We start from the raw sequence: 24,083 nt of genomic DNA, 5'->3' as shown, positions 1-24,083 counted from the left end.
CCCCCTCACCGCCCCGTCAGCAGCACCACAGGCACGCGCAGCACGGTGCGCAGGTCGGTCGCGTCCTCGGTGGCGCCGACCTCGACGGACCAGTTGAGGCTGGCGCGGTCGGTGACGCGATAGGTCACGCCGAACAGGAAGCGCCCGATCTGAAGGTCGCGCGAGATCGTCTCGCGCTCGCCCGGCCAGGCGGCGGTGGGCTCGATCAGCATGGTGCGCGTCCGCGTGCCGAACGCCCAGGTATGCGCGTAGCCGAAGTTCACCGTGGTGCGCTGGTTGAGCGAGATGCCGATCCCCGCCGAGCCCGAGATCGCGTCGCCCGGGTCGACATAGGTGATCACCACCGGGGGGATGCGCGTGTTGACGTCGCGCGGCAGGTTGAACGTATAGCCGAGCGTGCCGAACAGCACGACCGGATCGCTCGGCAGGATCGCGGTGACGCTCGGCGCGACGCCCCAGAAGCCAGCGCCGGTGGCGGCACGCGTCGGCCGGCCGAGGTCGTCGCGGCGGATCGCGAAGGGATCGGTGCCGGTCGGGAGCACGCCCTGGAGGTTGCCGATCAGATAGGGCCGGCCGTTGCCGCCGCTGAGCAGCTGGTAGCGCGCGGTCAGCTCGATGTCGCCGATGCCTGTGCCCTTGACCGAGCTGTCGATCGTCGCGGCCTGGTCGTTGTTGGTGCTGCCCGCGATCGGCGCGATGATCGAGGCGTCGGCGCGGTGGATGAAGGGCGCGCGCACGCCCAGTTCGAACCGGTCGGTGAGGCCATAGCGCAGCGCCGCCGAGGCGGTGAGCACGTCCTGGCGGCTCTCGTTGATGTCGAATACGCCGACCAGCACCGCCTCGACCAGCTCGACGCCGCGGAACACCGCGCGGCTGCGATCGGCGCGCGCGTAATCGACCTGGAACTCGCCGGTGAGCTGGCCCTTGCGCGTGACCACGCTCGACTGGCTGTCGAGCACCGCGAGCTGGATCGGCTGCTCGGCGTCCTCGGGCGCCTGGCCGACTCTCTCGAGCGGGGGCTGGAGCACGCCCGCGGCGTCGCCCGGTGCGCCCGGCGCCGCGCCCTGCGCCGCGGCGACCGCCGGCGCGCGCGGCGGCGCGGCGGCGAGCTGCGGCAGCGGCGCCGACTCGGCGCGCGCGACCGCCTCTGACTGGGCGTCGACGCGGCGGCGCAGCTCGGCGAGCTCCGCCGCCTGCGCGTCGAGCCGCGCGCGCTGCGCCTCGATCAACTGGAGCGCCTGATCGAGCTGGCGCTGCAGCGGCGCGCGCCGGCGTGCCGGCTGCGCCTCGGCGGGAGCGGTGATGATCGTCGTGGCGAGCAGCGCGAGCGCGACTCGCCGCATCACTGCGCCCGCATCGCGGTGGCGGCGCCCGCGATCTCGCCGACTCGCAGCAGCGCCGAGCCGGCGAGCAGTTCGGCGCCCGCCGCGCCGAGATCGATCGCGACGCTGGTCTGCGTGTCGATGACGCGGTCGCTTCCCGAGTTGGCGATCGCGGTGCCGAAGACGTTGCCGGCGAGATGAGTCACCGTGAGATCGCTGCCGCTCAGTTCCACCGTCCGTGTGCCCCCCTGCTGCGCCTGTGTGATCACGCCATGGTCGGTCATGCCCCCGGCGACCGCCTCGAGTCCCGCGGGCAACGCCGCCGCTCCCGCCGCGGCGACGGCGACGCCCGGCGCGCTCGTGCCGGGCGTCACCTGGAAACCGGTGCGCGTGTCGTATGTCACGCTCGGCGCCCGTGCGCCGGCGCCGCTGGTCGCCACCGCGGGCGCGGCGGCGACGGTCTCGCCCGCGCGCGGCGCATAGACGGTCAGCGTCGGCGTGCCCTGGCTCGCCTGGAACACGGTGCGCAGCACGACCGCGCCGTCGACCGCGGTCTGCGTCTGCACCGTCAGCGCGACGTCGATCCCGCCCGGCAGCATGAAGCCGCCGCGCTCCTCCGCCAGCGCCGAGTCGGGGACGGGCGCGAGCGCGCCGAACAGCGCCTGACCCAGGCCGAGCAGCATCAGCGCCGCGCCGCTCATGATATGTCCCCGTACGACGGCGCGGTGATCGACAGCGCCTGCTGGCTGACCGGATCGGAGAAGCGGCCGCCGATCGGCGCGCGCGCATAGGCGAGCCACTGCGCCTCGCGGTTGAACCGCGTCTTGGCGAGCGGCTGGTCGTCGGCGAGCACGAAATAGATGCCGTTCCACGCCTGTTCGAAGGCGGCGCGGAGCATCACGGTGACGCCGCTCGAGGGATCGCCGAGCAGCACCTCGCGCGCGCTCACGCCCTTCACCACGACGAAGTGGCGGTAGTCGCGGATCGCGATCAGGGCGATCCCCGGCACACCCGTTTGGCGCACCTTGTCGAGCGACACCTTGTAGCCATCGGCGCGCAGCCCGCGGCTGGCGAGCCAGCGCTTCATGTCGAGCAGCGAGAAGCCGAGCCGGCGGATCTGCTGCTGGTCGCCGCGCAGCCACATGCCGCGGAAGGCGAGATCCTCGCGCACGTCGAGGTCGTAATGATAGCGCAGCAACGTCGCGAGCGCGGCCGAGCCGCAGCTGAAATCGTAGCGCTGGCGCACGATGCCGTCGAAGCGCCGCTCCGCCATCGAGCGGACCGGCACGCGATAGTCGCCGACCGGCCCGGCGCCGGCGCCGCCGACGAAGCGCGAGCCGGGCGCGACGTCGCCCGCGCATGCCGTGGCGCCGAGCGCCAGCAGCACGGCCGCGATCTGGCGGTGGACGGGCGCGGCTAAGGTCATGGGGTGGGCGAGAGCGCGATCGTGACGTTCATCGCGGCGTTGATCGCGACATTGTTGCCCGTGTTGACGCTCAGCACCGACAGGCCCGACATGTTCTGAAACGCCTGACCGTCGATCGTGGCGTCGCCGGTGCGGACGTTGTCGCCGACGCTGTTGTGCGCGACGCCGGCGTTCTGCTCGGCCAGCGCCGACTGGCGCGTGTCCTCGCGTCCGGCGATGTGCGCCAGCGCGTCCTCGTCGAGCGCCGCGGTGGCGAACGGCGTCGCCTCGGTCTGTGCTGCGGCGGGCGCGGCGGCGAGCGCGCCGACGAGGAGCAGCGGCGATGCCCAGAGGCAGAGGGGAATGAGGCGGGGCATCGGCACGCTCCTGGTTGGTCGAAGGTGGGCCGGCGGCGAGGGGCATCGCCGCCGGCCCGGGGGGCATCAGAAGGTGACGTCGCCGGTCGACACCGCGACCGACACGCTCGCGTTCTGCGAGGCACCGACGCCGGTGTTCTGGTTGAGCGCCTGCATGCCGGCGTAGTTCTGGAACGCGCCGCCGCTGTTGCTCAGCTGGTTGGCCGCGCCGGGCGTGCCACCCTCACCGCCGCCACCGAAGCTCACCGAGACACCGGTGACGTAGCTCGACAGCGTCGAGCTGGCGACGATGGGACTGTCGCCGAACACGTTGGCGTTGGACGCGGAGGCGGTCGCCGAGGTGCCGACCAGCGAGATCGAGTGATCCGAGCTGTCGTTGTTGCTGTTCGCGACCGAATTGTCGGTCGAGTTGTCCGAGCTGTCGTTGTTGCTGTTGTTGACCGAGTTGTTGGAGTTGTCGGTCGTCGAGCTGTTCGAATTGTCGTTGGTCGAATTATTCGAGTTGTCGGTGGTCGAATTGTCCGACGCGTCTGTCGTCGTCGTCGTCGAGCTGTCGTTGTTGCTGTTGTTGGTCGAGCTGTTGGAATTGTCGGTCGTCGAGCTGTTCGAGTTGTCCGTCATCGAGCTGTCGGAGTTATCCGTCGACGAGTTGTCCGAGGCGTCGGTGGTCGTCGTCGTGGTCGTCGAGTTGTCGTTGTAGCTGTCGGTCGTGTTGGTCGAGCTGTTGGAGGAGTCGCTCGACGAGTTGTTGGTGTTGTCGGTCGCGGATGCGCTGTTGTTGGCGGCGACACGACCGGCCGAGGCGGTGGCATTGCCGCTGTCGCTGGTGGTCACCGAATTGTCGGTGGTCGAGTTGTCCGAGGCGTCGGTGGTCGTGGTCGAGTTGTTCGAGCTGTCCGACGTGGACGAGTTATAGCTGTCCGCCGTGTTGGTCGAATTGTTCGAGCTGTCCGACGTGGTCACCGCGTTGTTCGAGTAATCGTTGGTCGAGCTATTCGAATTATCAGTGGTCGAGCTGTTCGAGTTATCCGTCGTCGAGCTGTTCGAATTGTCCGCGGTCGAGTTGTTCGACCAGTCGTTCGTCGAGCTGTTCGAGTAGTCGTTGGTCGAGTTGTTCGAGCTGTCGGTCGAGGCGGTGGAGCCGCCCGCGGCGGCGTTCTGCCCCGCGCTCGCGCCGTTGCTGGGGTCGGCGGTCTGCGCCACCGCGGGGGCTGCGATCAGCAGCGCGGCGACGGAGCAGGAGCGGTAGAATGGTGCTTTCATGTCGGCGTTCCTCGCTATCACGTGATCGCCACGCCCCCTGTTGACCGCGCGACGTCGCCGTCGTCGGAGGAGCGGTGCGGCACCGTATCCTCGGTACGTTATCGGTATGCGGACTTCGCTGGCGCTTCTCTGCCCCGACATAAGTGATTCCCTTGCCCTCGTTCGGGGAAAGCCGCCCCCCTCGTTCAGGGGGTGTTCACACGAAAGTCGTGCGGCAGATCGGCGCCAGGCGCACCGCGCTCTTCAGCATCAGCCACACCAGCTCGGCCTGCCGGTTGGTGTCGGTCTTGAGGAAGATCTGCTTGAGGTAGGAGCGCGCGGTCTGCTCGCGCACGTGCATCGCCGCGGCGGCATCGGCCAGGCTCAGCGCGTCCGCGAGCAGGCAGGTGAGCCGGGTCTCTACCGGCGATAGGCCATAGAGCTTGCACACGGGCTCGATCAGCCGGCGCAGCTCCTGCGCCGGATCGAAGACATAGAGGATCGCGGCGCAGTCCTCGGCGGTGACGGGCGGCTGGTCGGTGGCGACGATCGCGACCAGCAGCGGCCGCCGCTCGGCGCGGCCCAGCGCGATCACCGGCGCGGCGGCCCGTGTGCGCGACGTGCCGCCGCCGACGACATGGTCGATCGCGGTCTGCAGCCGCAGCGTGTCGGGCAGGCGGCTGCCGCTCAGCAGCGTGCCGCTGCGCCGCAACCCGTCCTGGCGCGCCATCAGCGCCTCGGCGATCCCGTTGGCAAGCATCAGCTGGCCGCGCGCGTTGACCAGCAGCACGCCGACGTCGCTGTGGTTCACCGCCTCGGCGAGGCCCCGCGCCTGCGCCTGCGCGCGCGCGCGCTGCGCCCATAACGCGAAGAAGGCGTCGAGCAGCGCTTGACGGCGCGCGGCCTCGGCCTCGGCGCGTCGCCGCGCCGTCTCGCTCGGGCGGGCGAACAGCGTCGTGACCGTCACCATGGCATCGCCGGCGGGAAAGACGGCGAGCAGCCGTGCGCCGCCCTCGTCGCCTTCGCTCTCCGGGCGCCACTCGCGCGCCGCGCGCGCCGGATGCACGGCCTGCTCGGCGACGAGCCGATCGATCCGCTCGCGCGTGAGCCCCGCGCCGCCGGCGTAGAGCACCACCGGCGCGCCGGCGGGGGGCTGCCAGGTGATCAGCAGCACGTCGGCGTCGAGCGCCTGGGCATGGTCGCGCGCAACCGCGACGAGCGGGTCGTCGACCTCCGCCGACGCGACCGCGCTCAGGACGCGATCGGGCGGCAGCGCGCTGGCGGGCCGGGCCTCGCTCTGGCCCTGCTCCACCATGGCAACGACAGCCGAGCCGTGCAGCACGCTGACCATAGCTCTCTCCTGTTATCCGACCGGCCGTGCCGGTCGCCCCGCGTTCGATGCGGTGGTTGTGGGCGTTCTCTCGTTCTTCGCGTCGTCACCGTAGGTTAGCTGACAAGCCCGGTGAGCATGCGGGATTGCCACGGACCGGCAAGCGACCAAGCGCGCGCTTCCTTCCCGAAAAGGGACGCACCTTCGCCGCCCGCTCGAGCGGGCGAATGGTGCCGCGAGATCTCGGTAAAATGAAGCGTAAACAGCATCTTGTTCGTCCCGCGAACGGCTCGGCAGCGGAAATGTCGCGATTTCGGCGAGCGTACGCCAAAGGTGCTGCCTCGTTGGGGAGCCGCGCCCGGCGCCAAGGGTTAGAGAAGCTCGAAAGGAGCACTCCATGAGAGACGACCTCAGCCGGACGCGGCAGCGCGAGATCGCCACCGAGCATCTGCTGTTCAAGCTCATCGAATATGTCGAGTCGCGCGATCCCGGGCTGCTCGACTTCCTCGAAGGGAGCCTGTCGCACCTTGGCGATCCGGCGCGGGACGACAGCAAGGACGACGAGGGCGTGCGCGAGATCGCGCGTCGCATGATCGCCGGGGCGCGCGCGCAGGGCACCGGCTGAGCGCCGTGCCGCCCGCACTGGCGGCAGGTTCGCCGGCCTATCGCCGCCTCACGCTGGCGATGCTGTTCGCCGGCTTCGCCACTTTCTCCACCTTGTACGCGGTGCAGCCGCTGCTGCCGTTGCTCGCCACGCACTTCCGCCTGAGCGCGGAGGCGGCGTCGCTGGCGGTGTCACTCGCGACGGGGCCGCTCGCGCTCGGCATCCTCGTCGCCGGCGCGGTGTCGGACCGGGTCGGGCGCCGCCCGCTGATGGTGGCGGCGATGATCACCGCGGCGCTGCTGACGATGGCCGCGGCGGTGGTGCCCGGCTGGTACGGGCTGCTCGCGCTGCGGCTGCTCGCGGGGCTGGCGCTCGCGGGCGTGCCGGCGGTGGCGATGGCCTATGTCGCCGAGGAGGTCGACTCAGCCTCGATCGGCGCGGCGATGGGTCTCTATATCGCGGGCAGCGCGCTCGGCGGCATGGGCGGGCGGCTGGTGGCCAGCCTCGTCGCCGCGGTGGCGGACTGGCGCTGGGCGCTGGCGAGCGTCGGCCTGATCGGGCTCGCGCTGGCCGAGGCCTTCCGCCGGCTGGCCCCGCCGTCGCGCCGGTTCGCGCCGAGCGACGCCGCTTGGCTCGCGCTGCCGCGCGGCGCCGCGGCGCTGTTCCGCGATCCCGGGCTGCGCCTGCTCTACGTCGAGAGCTTCCTGCTGATGGGCGCGTTCGTGACGATCTACAATTATGCCGGCTTCCACCTGCTCGCGCCGCCGTACGGCCTCGGGCAGGCGACGATCGGGGCGGTGTTCCTGCTCTACGTGCTCGGCTCCGTCAGCTCGCGGCTGTTCGGCGGGCTGGCGGGACGACTCGGCCGACGCCGCGTCTTCTGGGTCCCGGTCGTGCTGCTGATCGCGGGGGTGGCGCTCACCGCGGCGACGCCCTTGTGGCTGGTGATCCTCGGCATCGCGGTGCTGACGATCGGCTTCTTCGGCGCCCACTCGATCGCGAGCGCCTGGGTCGGCCGTCGCGGTGGCGCCGCGCGCGGGCAGGCGGCGGCGTGGTATCTGTTCTTCTACTATGTCGGCTCGAGCGTGCTCGGATCGGCGGGCGGCATTGCCTGGACTCGTCACGGCTGGCCGGGGGTCGTGCTGTTCTGCGCCGCGCTCGGGGGGCTCGCGCTGCTCGGCGGCGTGCTGCTGGTGCGGGTGCGACCGCTCGCCGTGCCGGAGGAACCTGGCACCGCGCCGCCGCCCGCCTCGGCGTGACGGCGCGACACTTCCGCTCGCCCCGACCGCTGTCCCCCTTTCACGCCGCTATAAAGCACCGAGGTCAGTGCGGAGTGAGCGATGCGGGTCGGGATCATCGGGGCGGGCCAGGTCGGCCAGGCGCTGGCGCGGCGCGCGGTGGTGGTGGGGCACGAGGTGACGCTCGCCAACTCGCGCGCGCCCGAGACCATCTACGACCTCGCCGCGACGATCGGCTGCGCCGCCGCGCGCGCCGACGACGTGCCCGCGCTGAGCGAGTTGGTGGTGCTCGCGATCCCCTTCACCGCGGTATTCACGCTCGCGCCGGGGCTGCTGGCGGGTCGGGTCGTCGCCGACGCCAACAACCACTATCCCGACCGCGACGGCCCGATCGCCGCGCTCGACTCGCGCTCGACCACGACCAGCGAGATGGTGGCGCGTCACTTTCCAGCGGCGACGGTGGTGAAGGCATTCAACGCCATCCTCGCGCGCGACCTGCGCGCGCCGCCGGTGCTGCCGGGCGGGTCACGCCGCGCGCTGCCGATCGCGGGCGACGACGAGGGCGCCTGCGCGCAGGTAGCGGCGTTGCACGGCTCGCTCAGCTACGGCGCGGTCGACGTGGGACCGCTGGCCGAGGGATGGCGGTTCGAGCGCGCCAAGCCGGCCTATTGCGTGCCGCTGGATCGCGCCGGGCTGGTCGCCGCGCTCGACGCGGCCGTTCGCGACGTCGACCTTCCCGAGGGATCGTGGCGGTGAGGGCGGCCTAGAAGATCCCCAGGAACTTCTTCCGCTTCGGCGCCGGCGCCTTGCTGGTCGTGCCATTGCCGACATCGGTGCGCGGCTCGCCCTTCTCGTCGCGCTGCGCCGCCGCGGTCTTGCCCGCGAGGATCGGGCCGCACTGCGCCGCCTTGGCGTCGCCCGGATCGACGAACGCCAGCAGCGCCGCGACCGGCGTCGCCACCACCGCCAGGCCCAGCCCGGCCCCGGCGCGCACCACCAGCTGCGGCGAGATCACGTTCAGCTGCGGCTGCGCGAAATAGCCGCCCAACCCGACCGGCGACTGGCCCGAGAAGAGGCTGAACTTCTTCGAATCGGCGCGGAAGGCGAGGTCCAGCGCCTCGGTCTTGAAGCTGAATCCGCCGCGCGCCAGGATCACGTTGTTCTTGGTGTCGATCAGGACCGGGTCGGTCGCGGCGATACCGTCCCGGACAGTGAAGGCGACCAGGCCGCAATTGATCCGCACCGGCTCCTTGAGCTCCTGCTGGAACATCTTCTGGACGAAGGTGCCGAGGTCGATCTCGGCGAGCTCGACGTTGCGCGTCCATAACGTGCCCGCGGGCATCACGAAGGCGATCCGCCCACGCGCGCTGGCGAGCGAGTCGTGGATCGTGTCGCCGCGCCCGGCCAGCTGGATGCGGCCGCGGATCGTCCCCGACGTGCCCGACTCGGCGACGCCATAGCCGGCGAGCAGCCGCCCCATCGGGGTGGGCGCGAGGCGGATGTCATAGCTGACCGCGCTGGGCCGCTCGCGCGTGTCGAAGATCGCGTCGGCGGCGACGTTGCCGCGCGCCATCGCGAAGGTGAGCGGCGACAGCGCGAGCCGTCCGCGCTCGAGATCGAGCACCATGTCGATGTCGGCGATCGGCACCCGTCGCGAGCGCACCACGCCGATATGCCACTTCAGGTCGGCGTCGAAGCGTTGCATCGTCGCCACCGGCAGCGCGGCATCGGGCAGGATCCGCGCCGGTGCGGCGCCGGTCGCGGCGGCGGCGGCGACCGCGCCCTTCTCCGCGACGATGTCCGGGTTGTAGCCGATGAACGGCGCGGCATCGACGATGTCGAGCCGGCGGGTCGTCAGCTCCGAATCGAGGTGGAGCCGCGCGCCGTTGGTGATGGTCAGCCGCCCGGCGACGTCGCTGGCACCGAAGGTGCCGCGCAGCCGCGTGAAACGATATTCGTTCCCGCTCTGCACCAGCTGCGCGCCGAGCCGGTAGGTGCGAGTGTTGGGGATCACCACGCCGATGACGTCGAGCAGGGTCGACAGGTTGCGCCCCGTCGCGCGCACCGCCAGCGGCACGCCCTCGAACTCGGCGAGGCTAGGCAGCGTGCCGGCCACGTCGACAATGTTGCCTGCGACCCGCGCGCGCGCGACCAGCTCGTTGCGCCCGCGTGCCACGGTCGCGTCGGGCGAGAGCAGCCGTGCCGCCAGGGTGAAGGGCGTGTCGCGCAGCTGCCCGGTGCCGCTCAGCCCCACCGCCTGACCGATGCGCGCGTCGGCCGAGCGGATCGTGTCGAGCGTCAGGTCGGCGAGCAGCCTCATCCGCGGGTCGCGGTAGCGCACCTGCGTGCCCGTCACGGTGGCGCGATCGATCCGCGGCAGGTCGAGCGGCTTGCCCGAGCCCTTGTCCTCGCTGAAGGTCCAGGTGTTGCGCGTGTGCGCGGGATCCCACTCGAGGTCGACCGCCCCGTTGGTGAGATCGAGCCAGTAGAGCCGGCGCTTGCCGACCAGCAGCGACAGCGGCGCGATCCGCGAATCGATCCGCTCCGCGGCGAACAGGTTCGGGCGCGTGGCCCAGCCGGGGTTGGCGATGGCGAGTCGCTCGGCGTAGAACTTGATCTTGAGCGGCGCGAAATAGAGCTGGAAGTCGCCTCCGACGGTCACCTCGCGATGGGTCAGCTTGCCGACGACGCTCTCGAACGGGCGCTTGAGGAAGCGGCCCTTGGTGACGAACAGCACCAGCCAGATCGCGGCGATGAGCGCGACGAGGCCCAGCGCGACGTTGCGCGCGATCCGCCAGCCGCGGCCGCGCGATCGGCCGGCGCTTTCCGGCGGCGCGGGCGGCGGTGATGTACCCGCCGCGCCGGCCGACGCCGCGGACGGAGCGGGCGCGGCGACCGTGTCGGGCGGGATCGTTGCCATGGCGGTCCAATCGCGCGACTCGGCGGCGCGGTTCCCGCTGCCGCGCGCGCGACCGTGCCAGATGCGGGCGGTTGCTTTTCGCCGGGAGCGCGGCTAAGGCGCGCGCTTCTCCGAGCGATCGGCGGTGACGAACGGCCCGGCCATCCAGGGCTGCCGCGGCCGTTTCAGCCGAACGCTCCAGCAGAAAGGACGAAAATGCCCAAGCTCAAGACCAAGAGCGGCGTCAAGAAGCGCTTCAAGCTCACCGCCACCGGCAAGATCAAGCACGGCGTCGCCGGCAAGCGCCACCGCCTCATCAGCCACAACGCCAAGTACATCCGCCAGAACCGCGGCACCACGGTGCTGTCGAAGGCCGACACCGCCACGGTGAAGGCCTGGGCGCCGTACGGCCTGAACTGAGCGACGAGGAGGAATAGCATATGGCACGCGTCAAGCGGGGCGTCACCACTCGCGCCAAGCACAAGAACATCCTGGAGCAGGCGAAGGGCTATCGCGGCCGTCGCAAGAACACCATCCGCGTCGCGCGGCAGGCGGTCGAGAAGGCCGGCCAGTACGCCTACCGTGACCGCAAGGTGAAGAAGCGCACCTTCCGCGGCCTGTGGATCCAGCGCATCAACGCCGGCGTCCGCGCCGAGGGCCTGACCTACAGCCAGTTCATGCACGGGCTGAAGCTCGCGGGCGTGGAGCTGGACCGGAAGGTGCTGGCCGATATCGCGATGAACGAGGGCGCCGCCTTCACCGCGATCATCGCCCAGGCGAAGGCCGCGCTGCCGCAGGCGGCGTGAGGCTTCCTCCGCGTTGAGACGAGGGGCGCTGGTGGGGACACCGGCGCCCCTTCTCGTTTGGGGGGCGGGGAGGCCGTCATACAGCTGACGCGTATTCCGCTCACGTCGTCACCCACACCCCTACACGTCATCCCCGCGAAGGCGGGGATCCATACACGCTGACGTTCCACCTCTCACGCGGACCCGCGCGAATGGATCCCCGCCTCCGCGGGGATGACGGACGGGGCAAGAGCGGCACGTCGAAGAAACGTGGCACGACGCTGACGCCGTTCGCCAGCGAGGTCGTCTACATTGCCTAGATACCTCGATCTGCCGAACCGCCGCCGCCATGCCGAAGCAGCCGTGCGTTTACATTCTCGCGAGCCGACGCCACGGCACGCTGTACGTCGGCGTCACCTCGAACCTGCTCGCGCGACTGGCGCAGCATCGCGGAGGATTGATCCCAGGGTTCGCCACCCGCTACGGAGCGGTGCGGCTGGTCTGGTACGAGACCGCCGACACGATGGACGCTGCGATCGCACGCGAGAAGCAGCTGAAGAAGTGGAGGCGCGACTGGAAGTTGCGGCTGATCGAGGAGGCGAACCCGGCGTGGTCCGATCTCGCGCTCGGCCTCGGCTTCGATCCCGTGGCAGGGCACAACGACCGCGTGACTGACAAAGGTGACGAATGACCGATACCGACGAGCTCCAGACCCACCTGCTCGCCGCGATCGCCGCGGCCGCGGGGCTCGATGCGCTCGAGGCGGTGCGGGTCGAGGCGCTCGGCAAGCAGGGGCGCGTCACCGCGCTGCTCAAGACGCTTGGCGCGCTGTCGTCCGAGGAGCGACAGGCGCGCGGCCCGGCGATCCACCAGCTCCGCGAGGCGGTCACCGCCGCGATCGCCGCGCGCAAGGCGGTGCTGGAGCAGGTCGCGCTCGACGCGCAGCTCGCCAGCGAGGCGCTCGATATGACGCTGCCGGTCGACCTGCCCGCGGGCGGCACGGTCCATCCGGTCAGCCAGGTCATGGACGAGCTGGCCGAGATCTTCGCCGACCTCGGCTTCGCGGTCGCCACCGGGCCCGAGATCGAGGACGACTGGCACAATTTCGGTGCGCTCAACATCCCGGACACGCATCCGGCGCGCGCGATGCAGGACACCTTCTACGTCGCGCAAGCCGAGGGCGCCGAGGCCGCGCCCCTGGTGCTGCGCACGCATACCTCGCCGGTGCAGATCCGCACCATGGTCGAGGTCGCGCGCCGCCAGAACGGCGCGGGCGCGCCGATCCGCATCATCGCGCCCGGCCGCGTGTATCGCTCGGACTGGGACGCGACGCACACGCCGATGTTCCACCAGGTCGAGGGGCTGGTGATCGACAAGGGCATCACGCTCGGCCACCTGAAGTGGACGCTCGAGACCTTCCTCAAGGCCTTCTTCGAGCGCGACGACGTCGTGCTGCGGCTGCGCCCGAGCTATTTCCCGTTCACCGAACCCTCCGCCGAGGTCGACGTCGGCTTCTCGGTCGAGAAGGGCAAGCGCGTCATCGGCGGCGATGCGGGCTGGATGGAGGTGCTGGGCAGCGGCATGGTCCACCCGCGCGTGATCGCCAATTGCGGGCTCGATCCCGCGGAGTGGCAGGGCTTCGCTTTCGGCTGCGGAATCGACCGGCTGGCGATGCTCAAATACGGCATCGACGACCTGCGCCCGATGTTCGAGGCCGACACGCGCTGGCTGCACCACTACGGCTTCGCCGCGCTCGACGTCCCGACGCTGTCGGGCGGCGTCGGCACCCCCGCCTGACCTTCCTTCAGCTCCGGACGAACCGATGAAATTCACGCTCTCCTGGCTCAAGGACCATCTCGACACGAGCGAGTCGCTCGACTCGATCGTCGCCGCGCTCACCCGCGTCGGGCTCGAGGTGGAAGGGGTCGAGAACCCCGCCGCGCGGCTCGGCGGCTTCCGCGTCGCGCGCGTGCTCACCGCCGCGCCGCACCCGCAGGCGGACAAGCTCCAGGTGCTCACGGTCGAGGCCGGCCCCGAGGTCAACGGCGGCGCGCCGCTCCAGGTGGTGTGCGGCGCGCCCAACGCGCGCGCCGGGCTGGTCGGCGTGTTCGGCACCGCGGGCGCGACCGTCCCCGCCAACGGCATGGTGCTGCGCGTCGCGGCGATCCGCGGGGTCGAGTCGAACGGCATGATGTGCTCGTCGCGCGAGCTCGAGCTGGGCGACGACCATGACGGCATCATCGAGTTGCCCGCCGACGCGCCGGTCGGCGCGACCTTCGCCGACTACGCCGGGCTCGACGACGCGGTGATCGACGTGTCGGTGACGCCCAACCGCCCCGACTGCATGGGCGTGCGCGGCATCGCGCGCGACCTCGCCGCGGCGGGGCTCGGCACGCTCGTGCCGCTGACCGTGCCGGCGGTACCGGGCGAGGGCCCCGGCCCCGACGTGCGGATCGAGGATACCGCGGGCTGCCCCGCTTTCTACGCACAGACGGTCGCGGGCCTCATCAACGGCGAGTCGCCGGAGTGGATGCGGCGCCGCCTTCGCGCGATCGGGCAGAAGCCGATCTCGACCCTGGTCGACATCACCAATTACCTCACCGTCGACCTCGGCCGCCCGCTGCACGTCTACGACCGCGCCCGTCTGTCCGGCGCATTGGTCGCGCGCCAGGCGCGCGACGGGGAGACCGTCGAGGCGCTCAACGGCCGGACCTATACACTCGCCGCGGGCATGACCGTGATCGCCGACGATGCGGCGGTGCACGATATCGGCGGCATCATGGGTGGCGCGCACTCGGGCGTGTCGGGGACGACCACCGACGTGATCATCGAATGCGCCTATTTCGCGCCCGACGCGATCGCGCGCACGGGCCAGAAGCTCGCGCTGACCAGCGATGCGCGCCAGCGCTTCGAGCGCGGCGTCGACCCGGCGTTCCTCGATGACGGGCTCGCGATCGCCACCTTCCTCGTGCGGGAATATTGCGGTGGCACCGCCAGCAATGTCACGCGCGTGGGCGCGCCGCCGGTGGCGATGCCGAGCTATGCCTACGACCCGGCACGCGCCGCGACGCTCGGCGGCCTCGACGTACCCGCCGAGCGGCAGCGCGCGATCCTCGAAGCGCTCGGCTTCGCCGTCTCGTCCGACTGGCAGGTCACCCCGCCGACCTGGCGCCCCGACGTCGACGGCACCGCCGACCTGGTCGAGGAGGTGATCCGGATCGAGGGGCTCGACCGTGTGGAATCGGTGGCGCTGCCCCGCTTGTCCGGCGTCGCGCGCCCGACCGCCACGCCCGAGCAGAAGGTCGAGCGCCGCGTCCGCCGCGCCGCCGCGGCGCGCGGGCTCGACGAGGCGGTGACGTGGAGCTTCGTCGCGGAGCGCCACGCCGCGGTGTTCGGCGGCGGCGCCTGGACGCTCGCCAACCCGATCAGCGAGGAGCTCAAGGTGATGCGGCCCTCGCTGCTCCCCGGCCTGCTCGCCGCGGCCGAGCGCAACCTGCGTCAGGGCAGCGACGGCGTGCGGCTGTTCGAGCTGGGCCGGCGCTACCTGGCGAAGGACGGCGCGCCGCACGAGCGCGCCACGCTCGGCATCGTGCTCGCGGGCGACCGCCGCGCGCGCGGCTGGCGCGACGGCAAGGCCGCCGGCTTCGACGCCTATGACGCCAAGGCGGAGGCGCTGGCGCTGCTCGCCGCGGCGGGGGCGCCGGTCGACAATCTCCAGGTGATGGGCGAGGCGGGCGACGCTTTCCACCCCGGTCGCTCGGGGACGCTGCGGCTCGGTCCCAAGACGGTGCTGGCGGCGTTCGGTGCGGTCCATCCCGCGGTGCTGCGCGCCTTCGACCTGTCCGGCCCGGTCGCCGCGGTCGAGCTGTACCTCGACTCGCTGCCGGCGAAGCGCGGCACGGGTTTCATGCGTCCGGCCTATGCGCCACCCGCGCTCCAGCCGGTGCGCCGCGACTTCGCCTTCCTCGCCCCCGTCGCGCTTGCCGCCGAGGCGCTGGCGCGCGCCGCCAAGGGCGCCGACAAGGCCGCGATCGTGCGTGCGCGCGTGTTCGACGTCTTCACCGGCACGGGCGTGCCCGAGGGGCAGAAGTCGGTCGCGCTGGAAGTGGTGCTCCAGCCCGGCGAGAAGAGTTTCACCGACGCCGAGCTCAAGGCGATCGCCGACAAGGTGGTCGCCGCGGCGGGCAAATTGGGAGCAACCCTGCGTGGCTGAGTGGATCCGACTGTCGAACGGGATGCTGGGCGCGGCGATCGACCCGCACGGCGCGCAGCTCTCGTCGCTGACCGACGCCGACGGGCGCGAGCTGATGACCGACGCCGACCCACGCTTCTGGAACGGGCGCGCGCCGATCCTCTTCCCGGTGGTGGGCGCGCCCTCGGGCGAGACCATCCGCGTCGACGGCGTCGACTATCCGATGCGCAAGCACGGCTTCGCGCGGCGCAGCGACTTCGCGGTGATCGAGGCGACGCCGACGCGTGCGGTGTTCGCGCTGACCGACGATGCCGCGACGCGCGCGCGCTACCCCTTCGCCTTCCGGCTCGAGCTCGCCTACGCGCTCGAAGGCGCGGCGCTGGCGATCGAGGCGACCATCGCCAACCCCGCGGACGTGCCGCTGCCGGCGAGCTTCGGCTTCCACCCCGCCTTCGCCTGGCCGCTGCCTTATGGCCAGGCGCGCGGCGATCACCGCATCGTCTTCGCCGCGGACGAGCCCGCGCGGCTGCGCAGCATCGCCGCCGACGGCACGATCGCGGCGGCAACGGTGCCCTCCCCGCTCGACGGGCGCGTGCTACGGCTCGACGACGCGCTGTTCGCGCATGATGCGCTGGTGTGGGACGAGATACACTCGCAGTCGGTCCACTACGGCGCCGAGGCGGGCCCGCAGCTCGAGATCGCTTTCCCCGACACGCCCAAGCTGGGGATCTGGACCAAGCCGGGGGCGGCGTTCGTCTGCGTCGAGCCGTGGCACGGCATCGCCGACCCCGAGGGCTACACCGGCGAGTATCGCGACAAGCCCGGCGTGTTCGAGGTGGCGCCCGGCGGCGAGAAGCGAATCACGATGAGCGTGACGTTGGTGGGGTGAGAGGGGGCGCCGTACCCGCTCCCCTCTCCTAGCGTCATCCTGAACTCGTTTCAGGATCAACGGAGCCGCGTTCTCAGCGGTGGCGGTTCGTGCCGGGCGGTGGATCCTGAAACGAATTCAGGATGACGCCAGAACGAAGACAGAGTGACCTTCCTGCCGTCGACGCCACTTAGCGGCTTATCTGACAAGGTCGTCCCGTCATCCGGCGCACGCCGGCACGGGAGCCAGCGCCCGTCACCCCCGCACCCCTGCCCGCGCAGGAGCACAGGCAAGGCGACGGAACGCCTCAGCCGTCGTAGTCGGCGCCGAGGTTCTGGTTGCGCGGCGGGGCGACCGCGGTGAGGCGCAGCGCTTCGGCCGAGGCGGCGAGGCTGCCGATCGCGTCGGCCTCTTCCTCGTCGTCGATCTGGACGCGCTGCAGGCTCTGCACCACCGACTCGTGGAGCTCGTCGGGCTTAACCGTCTCCTCGGCGATCTCGCGCAGCGCGACCACCGGGTTCTTGTCGCGATCGCGGTCGATCGTCAGCTCGGCACCGCCCGACACCTGCCGCGCGCGCTGGGCGGCGAGCAGGACGAGATCGAAGCGGTTCGGGATCTTGTCGACGCAATCCTCGACGGTGACGCGCGCCATCGCGTATCCTCTTGTCGTAAACTTTAGTGAAGGATGGGCATCTAGTCGAGCACCGGCCAGCCGTCAAGGAAGCCGCGCCCCCCCGCCTTCACCCCGCGCCGGGGCAGCGGTGCGCTTGCCCGCCGCGGCGCGACCCGCCATCTGAGGGCGATGGATGACGCTCCCGCCCAGCCGACGTTCACCGTCGAGGGCAACCGCCTGACGTTGCTCGACACCGGCCCGCGCCGGCTGGAAGGGCTGATCGCGCTGATCGACGGCGCGCGCCGCTCGCTGCGCGTGCTCTACTACATCTACGCCGACGATGAATCGGGGCGCCGCGTCAACGCCGCGCTCACCGCCGCGACGGGGCGCGGCGTGCGTGTCGCGCTGATCGTCGACGGCTTCGGCAGCGACGACGCCGACCCCGACTTCTTCGCGCCGCTGGAGCGCGCCGGCGTGTCGGTGTGCCGTTTCTCGCCGCGGCTGGGGCGACGCTATCTGCTGCGCAACCACCAGAAGCTCGCGCTCGCCGACGCCGAGACCGATGACGCACGGATCATCATCGGCGGCTTCAACATCGAGGACGATTATTTCGGCACGCCGCGCGAGCAGGCGTGGCGCGACCTCGGCCTGCTGCTCGAGGGCCCCGCCGCGACGCGGATGGCGGGCTATTTCGACGCGCTGGAGCAGGGCATCCACGGCCGCAGCCGGGTGCGCCGGCTCAACCGCGCGCTGGCGCGGTGGAGCGAGAACGACGGCAGGCTGCGCTGGCTGATCGGCGGCCCGACGCGCGAGCTGTCGCCCTGGGCGCGCGCAATCCGCGACGACATGCGGCGCGCGACCCGCATTGACGTGATCGCGGGCTATTTCACGCCGAGCCCGACGCTGTTGCGCGCGCTCGACCGCGCCGGTCGCCGTGCCGCCGCGGTGCGCGTCGTCACCGCGTCCAAGTCGGACAACAACGTGACGATCGCGGCGGCGCGCTTCACATATGCGGGGCTGCTGCGCCGCGGCGTGCGCGTGTTCGAATATGCCGCGACGAAGCTGCACACCAAATTGTACGTGGTCGACGACGCCACCTGGATCGGCAGCGCCAACCTCGACATGCGCAGCCTGTTCATCAACCTCGAGCTGATGCTGCGGATCGACGATCCGGCCTTCGCGGCGCATGCGCGCGCCTATGTCGAGGGCGAGATCGCGCAGTCCAACGAGGTGACGCCCGAGGCCTATCGCGCCGCGACCGGCTGGTGGCAGCGCGGCAAGCAGCTGGTCGCCTATGCGCTCACCGCGGTGGCCGATCCGGCGATTTCGCGCGGGCTCAACTGGGGGATCGACGAGGGCTGAGTCACGCGGCGCGGCGCGGCGTCTCGCCCTTGAGGAAACCGACGAAGCGCTCGGTCGCACCGTCGAGCGCGCGCGCGCTGGCGACGAGCTCGCCCGCGCTGCCGCGCACCGTCTGCGACAGCGACGCGGTGGAGCGTACCGCGGCGGCGACCTCGTCGATGCGACGCTCGATCAGCTCGGCGCCGCTCGCCGTGCGGGTCGCGCCCGCCTCGATCCCGGCGGCGAGCTGACGCTGGTCCGACACCGAGGCCGCGATCCCGCCCGCCGCGCTCGACACTTGCGCCACCGCCGTATCGGCGCGGGTCAGCGCCGCGGCGGCGTCGCCCACGCCCGCGAAGATCGCGCCGAGCAGGGCGCTGATGCGGTCGCTCGCGCGCGTCGAGTCGGCGGCGAGGGAACGCACCTCGCCCGCGACCACGGCGAAGCCGCGCCCCGCCTCGCCCGCGCGCGCCGCCTCGATCGTCGCGTTGAGCGCGAGCAGGTTGGTCTTCTCGGCGATGTCGCGGATGTCGCCGACGAGCTGCCCGATGCGCTGGCCGTGCTCCTCGAGCTCGCCGATGCGGCCGACGCCGCTGCCCGCCGCCGCCTGCGCCACCGCGGTGAGCGCGCTCTGCTGGTCGGCCGAGTCGGCGATGGCACGGATCGAGCCGCCGAGATCGCGGATCGAATCGGCGACGTGGCGGATCTGCGCGGTCGCCTCGACCGCCTCGCTCGCCACCGCCGCGGCCTGCATTCCGGCCCCCGCGGCGAGATCGTCGAGCGCGATCGAGGAGCGCTCGAGCTGCCCCGCCGCGCTGCCGATCGCCCGCACCACCTGCGCCACCGAACCCTCGAACGCCTCGGCGACGGCGAGCAGCTCGTCGCGCCGCCGCGACGCCGCGTCCTGCTCGACGCCGCGCAGCCGCGCGCGCTCGGCCGCGGCGGCGTCCCCGGCGGCGCGCGCCTGACGCAGCGCCTCGGTCGCGGTGGCGCGCGCCTGCTCGGCGGTGGCGCGCGCCTCGTCGGCCTCCGCGACCAGCACGCGGCTGTGCTCGAGCGAGAGCCGCTGGCGTTCGAGCAGCCGCTCGAGCGCGCCCGTCACCAGCCACAGCACGCCTGCCTGCATCACCACCGCCAGCGCGTGGACCAGCACGCGGCCGAGCCGCCCCTCGCCCGCGAACACCCAGGCCGGCGCGAACCATTCGAGCAGCAGGTGGTGGAGCGCGATCAGCCCCGCGGCGAAGACGATCGGCCGCCAGTCGCACAGCACCACCAGCGCGGCGAGCGCGACGAAGAAGAACATGTGCCCGTCCATCTGCCAGGGATGGCCCTCGAGCACATAGACCAGCAGCGCGGGGGCGGTGGCGGCGAGCGTCCCCGCGATGGTGCGCGCCTGGGCGTCGGTTCGACCCTTGATGGCGAGCCAGGTCGGCGCAGCGGTGAGGGCGATCCCCGCGCCGAGCACGACCGGATCGATCGCGCCGGTGAGCGCCAGCTGGATCACCGCCACCGCCGCGAGCGCGACCCAGCCGAGCGCGGCGATCAGCCGCATGCCGAGAAGGCGCATCTGCTCGAGCGTCAGCGTGTCGAGCACGCGCCAGCCGATCACGGTCATGCCCTCACTCCGATGGCGTCGCCGCACAGCGGCGAGGGTGCGGCGAGCAGCAGCGCGTCGCCGAGGCGCAGCCGCGCCTTGATCCGGTCGCGCGCGCCGCGCACCACCAGGCTTCGTCCCGGCCCGCGCCCGACCAGCCGCGCGTCGGCGGCGAGCGCGGCCGAGGCGAGCATGCCCGGAGCGGCGGCGATCGGCACCAGCAGCAGCGTCCCCTCGGCCGGCGGTCGCAGCGCCAGCACCAGCAGCACCGCCGCGAAGAGCACGCCGTGAAGCAGCAGCGGGATCGGAAGACGGCGCGTCATGCCAACTGTCTAGGCGACGATCGTTAACGCCTCGTTTCCCTCACATAGGTTAGCGCCGCCCCGCGTCGCTGAGCGCGCGGGTGTCGCGGCCTCGCGGTCGCGCCAGAGCGACGCCGGCGCTCCCCCCTCATGTTACCTGGAACCCGGCCCAGAATGGGTCGGCGCGGTCGATCCAGATCGTGTTTAAGCCAGTAGCGACCGCCGATCCCTCGATCGAGGGGACGATCGCGGGCACGTCGCCCAGCGTCGTCGCCGCTTCGACCCGGCCGATGAAGCGGCTGCCGATATAGCTCTCGTGGACGAAGCGGTCACCGACCTTGAGGTCGCCGCGGTCGGCGAGATGCGCCAGCCGCGCCGAGGTGCCGGTGCCGCAGGGCGAGCGGTCGATCGCCTTGTCGCCGTAGAACACCGCGTTGCGCCCGTCGGCGTCGTTGCCGCGCGGGCGGTCGGCCCAGAGCACGTGGCTGACCCCGCGGATCGTCGGGTCGAGCGGGTGGACCGGCTCGACCTTCTCACGCACCGCGGCGCGTACCAGCCGCGAGGCCGCGATCAGCCGATCCGCGCCCATCGCGTCGAGCCCCGCATAGCCCCCCTGCGGCTCGACGATCGCGTAATAATTGCCGCCGTAGGAGACGTCGACGCGAAGCCGCCCGAGCCCGGCCACCTCCACCTCGACCCCGTGCGCCGCGACATAGCTCGGCACGTTGGTGATGCGGACCGAGGTCACCTTCTCGCCCGCGACCGCATAAGCGATGTCGATCACGCCGGCGGGCACCTCGACCCGAAGCCGCCCCGGCGTGGTCGGCTGGATCAGCCCGTGCTCCAGCCCGAAGGTGATGATCCCGATCGTACCGTGGCCGCACATCGGCAGGCAGCCGCTCGTCTCGATGAACAGGATACCCACGTCGGCGTCGGCGGTGGTGGGCGGGTAGAGGAAGCCACCCGACATCATGTCGTGCCCGCGCGGCTCGAAGCAGAGCCCGGTGCGGATCCAGTCGTAGCGGGCGAGAAAATCCTGCCGGCGCTCGGACATGGAGGCGCCGCGCAGCAGCGGCGCGCCCCCGGCGACGAGTCGCACCGGGTTGCCCGCGGTATGGCCGTCGACGCAGAAGAAGGTGTGGCGCATGACGCGAAGGCTATCAGGCCGCGGCGGGCGGCGACAAGCTCGGGCGCGTCGCGGCGGCGCGCTCGACCAGCGCGATCACCTCGGCGCGGCGCGCGCCGGTGAGCACGTAGCGCGGCGGCAGCACGCGCTCCGAGCCGCGCCCCATCACCTGCTCGGCCAGCTTGATCGACTGGACCAGGTCGTGCTCGGCGTCGAGGTGGAGCAAGGGCATGAACCAGCGGTAGATCTCGAGCGCCTTGGCGTGATCGCCGCGCTCGACCGCCGCGACCAGCTCCACCGATTCTCTGGGAAAGGCGTTGGTCAGGCCGGAGACCCAGCCCCGCGCGCCGAGATACAGCCCCTCTAGCGCGACGTCGTCGAGGCCAGCGAACAGCACGTAGCGGTCGCCGAGATCGTTGCGGAAATCGGTGAAGCGGCGCGTATCGGGCGCCGATTCCTTCACCGCGACGATGTTCTCCACCGGCACCAGTTGCTCGAGGACGTAGCGGTCGATCACGGTGCGATACGCCGGGGGGTTGTTGTACAGCATGATCGGCAGCGCGGTGCGCTCCGCCACGCCGCGGAAATGCGCCACCAGCTCGTCGGGCTTGGGGACGTAGACCATCGGCGGCAGCAGCATCAGCCCGTCCGCCCCGGCCTTCTCCGCGGCCTGGGCGTAGCGCACCGCGCGGCGCATATCATATTCGGAGACGCCGGTGAGCACGGGCACGCGCCCCTTCACGACCTCGACGATGGCGGAGAGCACCGACACCTTCTCGTCGTGATCGAGCGAGTTGTTCTCGCCCACCGTGCCCAGCGCGATGATCCCGGTGACGCCGTCGCGGATCAGCTCGTCGACGACGCGCTGGGTGTCGGCGAGGTCGAGCGTGAGATCCTCGCGCACCTGGGTCGTCACCGCCGGGAACACACCCTTCCAACCGATCGCCATCGTCGACATCGCCTTCACGTCCGTTTTCAGGTAGATCGTATACTAAGTATAATATGTAAGTGCAACCTGTCCGACTACTCTTCGTCGGGATAGGGGCCGCGACCATCGTCGCGGATCAGCTGGTCGACGCGGCGATCGATCTCACTCACCGGCACGGAGCCGAGCGCCAGCACCGCATCGTGGAAGGCCTTCACGTTGAACTTCGGGCCGAGCCTCTGCTCGGCGCGCGCGCGGGCGCGCTGGATCGCGAGCTGGCCGGTGTAATAGCTCAGCGCCTGCCCGGGCCAGGAGATGTAGCGATCGACCTCGGTGGTGACCTCGTGGTCGGACAGCGCGGTGTTATCGCGCAGATAGGCCTGGGCGCGCTCGCGGCTCCAGCCCAACGCGTGGATGCCGGTATCGACCACCAGCCGCGACGCGCGCCACGCCTGGTAGCTGAGCATGCCGAAGAGATCATAGGGCGTCTCATACATCCCCATCTCCTCGCCCAGCGTCTCGCAGTAGAGCGCCCAGCCCTCGCCATAGACCGACAGGTAGGTGTCGCGGCGGAACGGCGGCAGGTCCTTGTTCTCGGCGGCGAGCGGCATCTGGAAGGCGTGCCCCGGCGCGCTCTCGTGCAGCGTCAGCGCGGGCAGCGCGTAGAGCGAGCGCGCGGGCAGGTCGTAGGTGTTGACGAGGTACACGCCCGGCCCGCCGCGCCCCGCGGTGTAGAAGGGCGCGACGTCGGCGGGTACCGGCCGGATCGCGAAGCGGCTGCGCGGCAGCCGGCCGAAGTAGCGTGAGGCCTTGCCGTCGAAGGTCTTGGCGATCCACGCCGCGCGATCGAGCAGCTGCTGCGGCGCGGTCGCGTAGAAGCGCGGATCGGTGCGCAGGAAGGTGAGAAAGGCGGGCAGGTCGCCCTGGAACTTCACCTGTGCCATCACCTGGAGCATGCGCGCGCGGATCTTGGCGATCTCGGCGAGCCCGATCGCGTGCACCTGCTCGGGGGTCTGCGGCAGCGTCGTATATTCCGCGACCTTGGACTGATAATAGGCCCGGCCGTCGGGGAGGTCAGCGGCGGCGAGCGTGGTGCGCGCGCCGGGAACATATTCCGTGCGCAGGAAGGCGAGCAGTCTGCGATGCGCGGGGACGACCGAGTCGCGGATCGCCGCCTCGCCGTCGCGGCGTAGCTCGGCCTGGGTTGTGGCCGGAATCTGCCTCGGCATGGTGACGAAGGGTGCGTAGAAGGGATTGTCCGCGATCGTCCTGGCCTCGACCACCTGCGCCACGCCGATGTCGCGCCCTGCCAGCGTCACCCGGGGCGGGGTGAAGCCGCGCCGGAGGCCGGCGCGCATCGCGGCGATCTGCTGGTCGAAATAGCGCGGCAGCTCGCCCAGCATCGACAGATAGGCGCGATACTCCTTCTCGTTCGCCAGCGGGTCGCGGGCCGACGCGGCGACGTCGCCCCAGAAGCTGGTGTCGGCGGTGAGCGGCATCTCATAGTCGCGGAAGCGCTGTTCGTTGAGGAGCGCGTCGATCTGCTGGCGATAGACCGCATAATTGACCTGCTCGGCAAGCGAGAGATCGGCGGGGCGGATCGCGCGCAGCCGCGCCACGGTGTCCTCCCAGCGCTTCCGCCGCGCCGCCTGGGCCGCGGGGCCGACGTCGGGCAGATGCGCGCGCGCCTCGTGGCGGCTGTCCTCGTCCGCGGCGAGCTGCTGCTGTCGCCAGGTGTATTCCTCGGTGTAGAGCTGGCGCAGCGTCGCGTCGGCACTGCCGCGCGCCGGGGCGGCGAGCGCGGGCGTACAGGATGCCGCCGCCAGCACGGTCGCGCCCAGCAGCGCGGTCCAATAAGTTCTCACATGTCCTCCCCGACCGGCATGATGTCGGCGTAGAGCGCGGCGAGCTTTCCCACAC

General features: G+C 71.4%; 23 protein-coding genes. 10 read left to right on the top strand and 13 right to left on the bottom strand.

Annotated elements, in window-relative coordinates:
- Nucleotides 1-5: 5 nt before the first annotated feature.
- The 6 genes from FHY03_RS11005 to FHY03_RS10980 form a co-directional block, all read right to left on the bottom strand.
- Nucleotides 6-1,343: a transporter gene (locus FHY03_RS11005; protein ID WP_183930770.1), complete on the bottom strand. Its 1,338-nt coding sequence runs from the start codon at nucleotides 1,341-1,343 to the stop codon at nucleotides 6-8.
- Nucleotides 1,343-2,023 (bottom strand): hypothetical protein, encoded by a 681-nt coding sequence (locus FHY03_RS11000; RefSeq protein ID WP_183930768.1) that lies wholly within the window; start codon nucleotides 2,021-2,023, stop codon nucleotides 1,343-1,345. The genes FHY03_RS11005 and FHY03_RS11000 overlap by 1 nt, the downstream gene beginning before the upstream one ends.
- Nucleotides 2,020-2,748, bottom strand: coding sequence for a C39 family peptidase (locus tag FHY03_RS10995; RefSeq protein ID WP_183930766.1), 729 nt, complete (start codon nucleotides 2,746-2,748; stop codon nucleotides 2,020-2,022). Before FHY03_RS10995 ends, FHY03_RS11000 begins: the two co-directional genes overlap by 4 nt.
- Complete coding sequence (locus FHY03_RS10990; RefSeq protein WP_183922324.1) at nucleotides 2,745-3,104, bottom strand: hypothetical protein; 360 nt, start codon at nucleotides 3,102-3,104, stop codon at nucleotides 2,745-2,747. Before FHY03_RS10990 ends, FHY03_RS10995 begins: the two co-directional genes overlap by 4 nt.
- A 66-nt stretch (nucleotides 3,105-3,170) precedes the next feature.
- Complete coding sequence (locus FHY03_RS10985; RefSeq protein WP_183930765.1) at nucleotides 3,171-4,367, bottom strand: hypothetical protein; 1,197 nt, start codon at nucleotides 4,365-4,367, stop codon at nucleotides 3,171-3,173.
- Nucleotides 4,368-4,563: 196 nt separating this feature from the next.
- Nucleotides 4,564-5,697 (bottom strand): hypothetical protein, encoded by a 1,134-nt coding sequence (locus tag FHY03_RS10980; RefSeq protein WP_183922328.1) that lies wholly within the window; start codon nucleotides 5,695-5,697, stop codon nucleotides 4,564-4,566.
- A 376-nt stretch (nucleotides 5,698-6,073) separates the two neighbouring features.
- Between FHY03_RS10980 and FHY03_RS10975 the strand changes: the two genes are divergently transcribed.
- The 3 genes from FHY03_RS10975 to FHY03_RS10965 all read left to right on the top strand — a co-directional run bounded on the left by FHY03_RS10975 (nucleotide 6,074) and on the right by FHY03_RS10965 (nucleotide 8,274).
- Complete coding sequence (locus tag FHY03_RS10975; RefSeq protein WP_183930763.1) at nucleotides 6,074-6,301, top strand: hypothetical protein; 228 nt, start codon at nucleotides 6,074-6,076, stop codon at nucleotides 6,299-6,301.
- A 5-nt stretch (nucleotides 6,302-6,306) separates the two neighbouring features.
- Nucleotides 6,307-7,539: an MFS transporter gene (locus FHY03_RS10970; protein WP_311721369.1), complete on the top strand. Its 1,233-nt coding sequence runs from the start codon at nucleotides 6,307-6,309 to the stop codon at nucleotides 7,537-7,539.
- Between the two features lie 81 nt (nucleotides 7,540-7,620).
- Complete coding sequence (locus FHY03_RS10965; RefSeq protein WP_183930761.1) at nucleotides 7,621-8,274, top strand: NADPH-dependent F420 reductase; 654 nt, start codon at nucleotides 7,621-7,623, stop codon at nucleotides 8,272-8,274.
- 7 nt (nucleotides 8,275-8,281) lie between these two features.
- Here FHY03_RS10965 and FHY03_RS10960 read toward each other — a convergent pair whose 3' ends face one another.
- Nucleotides 8,282-10,438 carry an AsmA family protein gene (locus tag FHY03_RS10960; RefSeq protein ID WP_183930759.1) on the bottom strand — a complete coding sequence of 719 codons (2,157 nt, stop codon included), beginning with the start codon at nucleotides 10,436-10,438 and terminating at the stop codon, nucleotides 8,282-8,284.
- 195 nt (nucleotides 10,439-10,633) lie between these two features.
- On the opposite strand from FHY03_RS10960, the gene rpmI reads away from it, so the two are divergent.
- The 6 genes from rpmI (at nucleotide 10,634) to FHY03_RS10930 (ending at nucleotide 16,283) form a co-directional block, all read left to right on the top strand.
- Nucleotides 10,634-10,837: a 50S ribosomal protein L35 gene (rpmI, locus tag FHY03_RS10955; protein WP_058755056.1), complete on the top strand. Its 204-nt coding sequence runs from the start codon at nucleotides 10,634-10,636 to the stop codon at nucleotides 10,835-10,837.
- A gap of 20 nt (nucleotides 10,838-10,857) precedes the next feature.
- On the top strand, nucleotides 10,858-11,223 hold the full coding sequence (gene rplT / locus FHY03_RS10950; protein WP_183922336.1) for a 50S ribosomal protein L20: 366 nt from the start codon (nucleotides 10,858-10,860) through the stop codon (nucleotides 11,221-11,223).
- A 328-nt stretch (nucleotides 11,224-11,551) separates the two neighbouring features.
- A complete protein-coding gene (locus FHY03_RS10945; protein ID WP_183922337.1) occupies nucleotides 11,552-11,893 on the top strand; it encodes a GIY-YIG nuclease family protein in 342 nt (113 codons plus the stop codon).
- Nucleotides 11,890-12,999 (top strand): phenylalanine--tRNA ligase subunit alpha, encoded by a 1,110-nt coding sequence (pheS, locus tag FHY03_RS10940; RefSeq protein WP_183930757.1) that lies wholly within the window; start codon nucleotides 11,890-11,892, stop codon nucleotides 12,997-12,999. Before FHY03_RS10945 ends, pheS begins: the two co-directional genes overlap by 4 nt.
- Before the next feature lie 25 nt (nucleotides 13,000-13,024).
- The gene (pheT, locus tag FHY03_RS10935; protein WP_183930755.1) at nucleotides 13,025-15,415 is read left to right on the top strand and encodes a phenylalanine--tRNA ligase subunit beta; all 2,391 of its coding nucleotides are present in this window, start codon (nucleotides 13,025-13,027) and stop codon (nucleotides 15,413-15,415) included.
- Entirely contained in the window at nucleotides 15,408-16,283 is an 876-nt protein-coding gene (locus FHY03_RS10930; protein WP_183930753.1) for an aldose 1-epimerase family protein, read from the top strand. The genes pheT and FHY03_RS10930 overlap by 8 nt, the downstream gene beginning before the upstream one ends.
- 286 nt (nucleotides 16,284-16,569) lie before the next feature.
- Here FHY03_RS10930 and rpoZ read toward each other — a convergent pair whose 3' ends face one another.
- Nucleotides 16,570-16,914, bottom strand: a complete 345-nt coding sequence (gene rpoZ / locus FHY03_RS10925; RefSeq protein WP_183922344.1) for a DNA-directed RNA polymerase subunit omega — start codon at nucleotides 16,912-16,914, stop codon at nucleotides 16,570-16,572.
- A 150-nt stretch (nucleotides 16,915-17,064) separates the two neighbouring features.
- On the opposite strand from rpoZ, the gene FHY03_RS10920 reads away from it, so the two are divergent.
- Nucleotides 17,065-18,237, top strand: a complete 1,173-nt coding sequence (locus FHY03_RS10920; RefSeq protein WP_183930751.1) for a phosphatidylserine/phosphatidylglycerophosphate/cardiolipin synthase family protein — start codon at nucleotides 17,065-17,067, stop codon at nucleotides 18,235-18,237.
- Between the two features lies 1 nt (nucleotide 18,238).
- On the opposite strand, the gene FHY03_RS10915 is transcribed toward FHY03_RS10920, so the two are convergent.
- The 5 genes from FHY03_RS10915 to FHY03_RS10895 all read right to left on the bottom strand — a co-directional run bounded on the left by FHY03_RS10915 (nucleotide 18,239) and on the right by FHY03_RS10895 (nucleotide 24,028).
- Nucleotides 18,239-19,831, bottom strand: coding sequence for a methyl-accepting chemotaxis protein (locus FHY03_RS10915; protein ID WP_221190126.1), 1,593 nt, complete (start codon nucleotides 19,829-19,831; stop codon nucleotides 18,239-18,241).
- Nucleotides 19,828-20,133: a hypothetical protein gene (locus tag FHY03_RS10910; protein ID WP_183922349.1), complete on the bottom strand. Its 306-nt coding sequence runs from the start codon at nucleotides 20,131-20,133 to the stop codon at nucleotides 19,828-19,830. Before FHY03_RS10910 ends, FHY03_RS10915 begins: the two co-directional genes overlap by 4 nt.
- A gap of 127 nt (nucleotides 20,134-20,260) precedes the next feature.
- Complete coding sequence (locus tag FHY03_RS10905; RefSeq protein WP_183930749.1) at nucleotides 20,261-21,259, bottom strand: 4-hydroxyproline epimerase; 999 nt, start codon at nucleotides 21,257-21,259, stop codon at nucleotides 20,261-20,263.
- Nucleotides 21,260-21,272: 13 nt separating this feature from the next.
- A complete protein-coding gene (locus FHY03_RS10900) occupies nucleotides 21,273-22,187 on the bottom strand; it encodes a dihydrodipicolinate synthase family protein (protein ID WP_183930747.1) in 915 nt (304 codons plus the stop codon).
- Nucleotides 22,188-22,261: 74 nt separating this feature from the next.
- Nucleotides 22,262-24,028: a DUF885 family protein gene (locus FHY03_RS10895; protein ID WP_311721368.1), complete on the bottom strand. Its 1,767-nt coding sequence runs from the start codon at nucleotides 24,026-24,028 to the stop codon at nucleotides 22,262-22,264.
- Nucleotides 24,029-24,083 lie beyond the last annotated feature (55 nt).

This window comes from Sphingomonas sp. BK345, from assembly GCF_014193845.1.
Lineage (GTDB): Bacteria > Pseudomonadota > Alphaproteobacteria > Sphingomonadales > Sphingomonadaceae > Sphingomonas.
Note: the sequence above shows the minus strand (reverse complement) of the source record. Positions and strands in the feature narration are given on the sequence as shown.